The sequence below is a fragment of the Micromonospora orduensis genome (genome assembly GCF_006228125.1).
Taxonomy (GTDB): domain Bacteria; phylum Actinomycetota; class Actinomycetes; order Mycobacteriales; family Micromonosporaceae; genus Micromonospora; species Micromonospora orduensis.
In genome coordinates, this window is sequence record NZ_VDFY01000036.1 from 1 (window position 1) to 3369 (window position 3369).

Here is a 3369-nt window from a genome sequence, read left to right on the forward strand (position 1 = left end):
CCGCCGGGTCGACGCGTTCGGCACCGGGTTGGTCGAAGCGTTCCTCGGCGGGCGGGCGCGGCGCCGGGGTGGCCCGCCGGGGCAGTCCGCCGCCGGCCGGCTGGCCGGCGGCCGGTTGTTCGACGACGACGCCCTCCAGGACCACCGGGCCGCCGGGGCTCTGGTGCATCACCACCGGCTCGCGTGCCTCCGGGTCGACGCCCGGATCGTCGCGCAGGGGATCAGGCCGCAGGGGGTCGGCGCGCAGCGGGTCGGGGCCGAGCGGGTCCCGGAAGTCGTCGTCGGGCGCGCGGTCGGCCCACGGCGGGGCGTCCTGCTGGATCAGCATCTCGTCCAGGGGCTCCGCCTCGGCGAACTCCGGGGGGAGGTCGGCGACTGCCGCGGCGGTCTCGGCGTGCGTCGGCACCTCGTCCCACAGGACCTTGACGTGCCGTTGGTCGTCCAGAGCGACGCGGATCGGCAGGGTCTGGCCCAGCGACGGCCACTTGGAGACCGGCACCCGCGGCTCGATGATCTTCTTCGAGCGGGGCGGCAGGCCGGGTGCGTCGATCACCAGTTGCAGCTCGCAGCGGCCGAACGCGTACTGGGTGGGTGGCTCCGAGGCGCTGTGCACGTGGCCCACACCGACCACCCAGGTGCGCCCACCGCCGCGTACGGTGGCCAGCGCGATCGCCAGCACCAGCAGGGCTACCCCGATCGCCACGATCGGCCAGCTCGTCATGCCGAGGCCGAAGAGGACCACGAACGTGGCCACGGTGCCCAGCACCGTGCCGATCAGCTTGCGTACCGGCGCGATGGGTCGGTTCCCGCCATTCGCCACAGTGGACCTCCCGGGGGTCAGGGCCAGGCTAGGCCGGAACGGCCACCGGGGGAAAGACCGGCCGCCGCGCCGGCGCCGGGACCGGGTCGCTAGGCTGACCGTACCGATCCCCAGCGTCAAGCGCGTACAGGAGGAACCCAGCGTGTCCAGCAACAGCCCGGATGAGCGCAGCCTCGTTCTGATCAAGCCCGACGCGGTTCGCCGCGGCCTGGTCGGCGAGGTCCTCTCCCGCTTCGAGCGCAAGGGGCTGCGGATCGACGCGATGGTGCACCGGACGATGGACGCGGCGCTCGCCGACGCGCACTACGCCGAGCACGTCGACAAGGCGTTCTACCCGCCGTTGAAGGACTTCATGACCGGCGGCCCGCTGGTCGCCCTGGTGCTCTCCGGTGACCAGGTCATCGACGTGGTCCGCGGGCTGGTCGGGGCGACCGACGGTCGCAGGGCCGCCGCCGGCACCATCCGGGGCGACCTGTCGCTGTCCAACCGGGAGAACCTGGTGCACGCCTCCGACTCGACGGATAGCGCCAAGCGCGAGATCGCGCTCTGGTTCCCCGAGCTGGGCTGACGCTCCCCGTTCAGCTGGCCGGGGGCAGCTTCGTCGGATTGCCGACCACGTAGATCCCGGTGATCCGACCGTCCGCCGCGGCGATGGTGAGGGCGTACCGGTTGCCGTCCTGACCGGTCATCAGGGCGGCCGGTTCCCCGTTCAGCTCCACCCGGCGCATCGTCCAGTGGCGGTTCGGGCCGTAGATCCCGGCGAAGAAGCGGGCCACCCGGTCCGCGCCGAAGACGGGGTTGCGGGCCGCGCGTACCCGACCACCACCGTCGTTCCAGGCCGTGGCGTCCGAGGCGACCAGGCCGGTGAGCGTCGCCAGGTCACCGTCGCGGGCGGCGGCCAGGAACGCGTCGAGCAGCCGCTCCCGCTCCGGCCGGCTGGCGGTGAACCGCCGCTGCTCCTGCCGTACCCGGGTCACCGCGCGGTGGTGCAGCTGCCGGCAGTCCTCCGGGGTCCGGTCCAGGATCTCCGCGATCTCCGCGTACGGCAGCTCGAAGGCGGTGTGCAGGACGTACACGGCCCGCTCCGGCGGAGTGAGCCGCTCCAGGACGTGCAGCAGCGCGGTGGAGAGCGAGTCGCGCAGTTCGGCGCGGTCCAGCGGCCCGAACGGCGAGGGCTCGGTCGGCACCGGCTCGGGAAGCCACGTCCCGACGTACGTCTCGCGGGCCGCCTGCCGCGCCCGCAGCCGGTCCAGGGCCAGCCGGGTGACCACCCGGGACAGGTACCGGCGTGGCTCGTCGACGGTCGAGCGGTCCACCCGCAGCCACCGCAGGTACGCCTCCTGGAGCACGTCCTCCGCGTCGTGCCGGCTGCCCAGCAGGCGGTAGGCGAGCCCGAGCAGCATCGGCCGGTGCGCCTGGAGCGCACCGGCCGCCTCTGCCGCCTCGGTGGTCATGCGTGGGCCGGAGGCTCCAGACGCATGGTCACTCCGATCCGGTTCCACACGTTGATTGTGGCAATGGCCAGGACCAGGTCGGCGAGTTCCTTCTCCGACCAGACCTTCGCGGCGGCGTCCCACACCTCGTCCGGCACGCCGTGCTCACCGAGCTTGGTGACCGCGTCGGTGAGCGCCAGCGCGGATCGTTCCCGCTCGTCGAAGAACGGCGCCTCCCGCCAGGCGGCCACCGCGAAGAGCCGTCGGCTCGACTCGCCGGCGTCGAGCGCCTCGCGGCTGTGCATGTCGACGCAGAACGCGCATCCGTTGATCATCGACGCCCGCAGCTTGACCAACTCCAGCACGGTGTGGTCGACGTTCGCCCGGACGTACTTCTCCAGCCCCAGCACGGCCTGGTATCCCTGTGGCGCGACCTCGGCCGCGTTCATCCGCTGCACGATGTTCCTCCCCTGATCGGTCCGACACCGACACGACGCACGAGCGGGGGCGCCACGTGACAGCTCCGGCTGTGACGCCGGTCATGCCGATCGGACAACAGGCGTTCCGGCCCGCGTCACCCGGGCCGCCGCTCGCGGTCACCTCCGCCCGATAGACCGACGGGGTCAACCCATGATCGGGAGGAAACATGACCGAGCTTGATCGACGTACCCTGCTGCGAGCTGGCCTGGTGGCCGGGGCCGGCGTCGCCGGCGGCGCGCTGCTGGGCGGTGCCGGCGCGAGCGCGGCCCCCGCCTGGCGGCCGGCGGGACGCCCGGTCCTCACCCACGGCGTGCAGAGCGGCGACGTGACCGCGGACTCGGCGCTGGTGTGGACGCGGGCCGACCGGCCGGGCCGGATGCTTGTCGAGGTGAGTCGCCGACCGGACTTCCGGGGCGCGCGCAAGCTGCGCGGGCCGGTGCTCGCTCCGACCGGCGACTTCACTGGACGGCACGTTCGGCCCGCAGGCGGTCTTCGTGCACGCCCCGCCCCGGGCCAACACCTCGCCGGCGGAGGGCTTCCAGCACTTCGGCGAGGTGTCCATCGACGGCGAGTCCGAGGCTCTGACGGTCCACCTCCGCGACCGCGACGGCGCCTCCCTCTGGACCACCACCCTCC

General features: G+C 73.2%; 4 protein-coding genes and 1 pseudogene. 2 read left to right on the top strand and 3 right to left on the bottom strand.

Annotation, left to right across the window (positions count from 1 at the left end; genetic code table 11):
* Positions 1-820 (bottom strand): annotated as a pseudogene (locus tag FHG89_RS00265) (glyoxalase/bleomycin resistance/dioxygenase family protein); the annotation flags it as partial.
* A 142-nt stretch (positions 821-962) separates the two neighbouring features.
* Between FHG89_RS00265 and ndk the strand changes: the two are divergent.
* On the top strand, positions 963-1388 hold the full coding sequence (ndk, locus tag FHG89_RS00270) for a nucleoside-diphosphate kinase (RefSeq protein ID WP_139581847.1): 426 nt from the start codon (positions 963-965) through the stop codon (positions 1386-1388).
* 10 nt (positions 1389-1398) lie between these two features.
* On the opposite strand, the gene sigJ is transcribed toward ndk, so the two are convergent.
* Both sigJ and FHG89_RS00280 read right to left on the bottom strand, forming a co-directional pair.
* Entirely contained in the window at positions 1399-2274 is an 876-nt protein-coding gene (gene sigJ / locus FHG89_RS00275; RefSeq protein ID WP_139581849.1) for an RNA polymerase sigma factor SigJ, read from the bottom strand.
* Positions 2271-2702, bottom strand: coding sequence for a carboxymuconolactone decarboxylase family protein (locus tag FHG89_RS00280; protein ID WP_208760813.1), 432 nt, complete (start codon positions 2700-2702; stop codon positions 2271-2273). Before FHG89_RS00280 ends, sigJ begins: the two co-directional genes overlap by 4 nt.
* 197 nt (positions 2703-2899) lie before the next feature.
* On the opposite strand from FHG89_RS00280, the gene FHG89_RS00285 reads away from it, so the two are divergent.
* Positions 2900-3369, top strand: a 470-nt coding sequence (locus FHG89_RS00285; protein ID WP_425280135.1) for a PhoD-like phosphatase N-terminal domain-containing protein, incomplete at its 3' end; no start/stop codon positions are given.

Excerpts from the sequence above, each read along its gene's own strand:
- FHG89_RS00280 (WP_208760813.1), bottom strand. The coding sequence starts at position 2,702 with ATGAACGCGGCCGAGGTCGCGCCACAGGGATACCAGGCCGTGCTGGGG.
- sigJ (WP_139581849.1), bottom strand. The coding sequence starts at position 2,274 with ATGACCACCGAGGCGGCAGAGGCGGCCGGTGCGCTCCAGGCGCACCGG.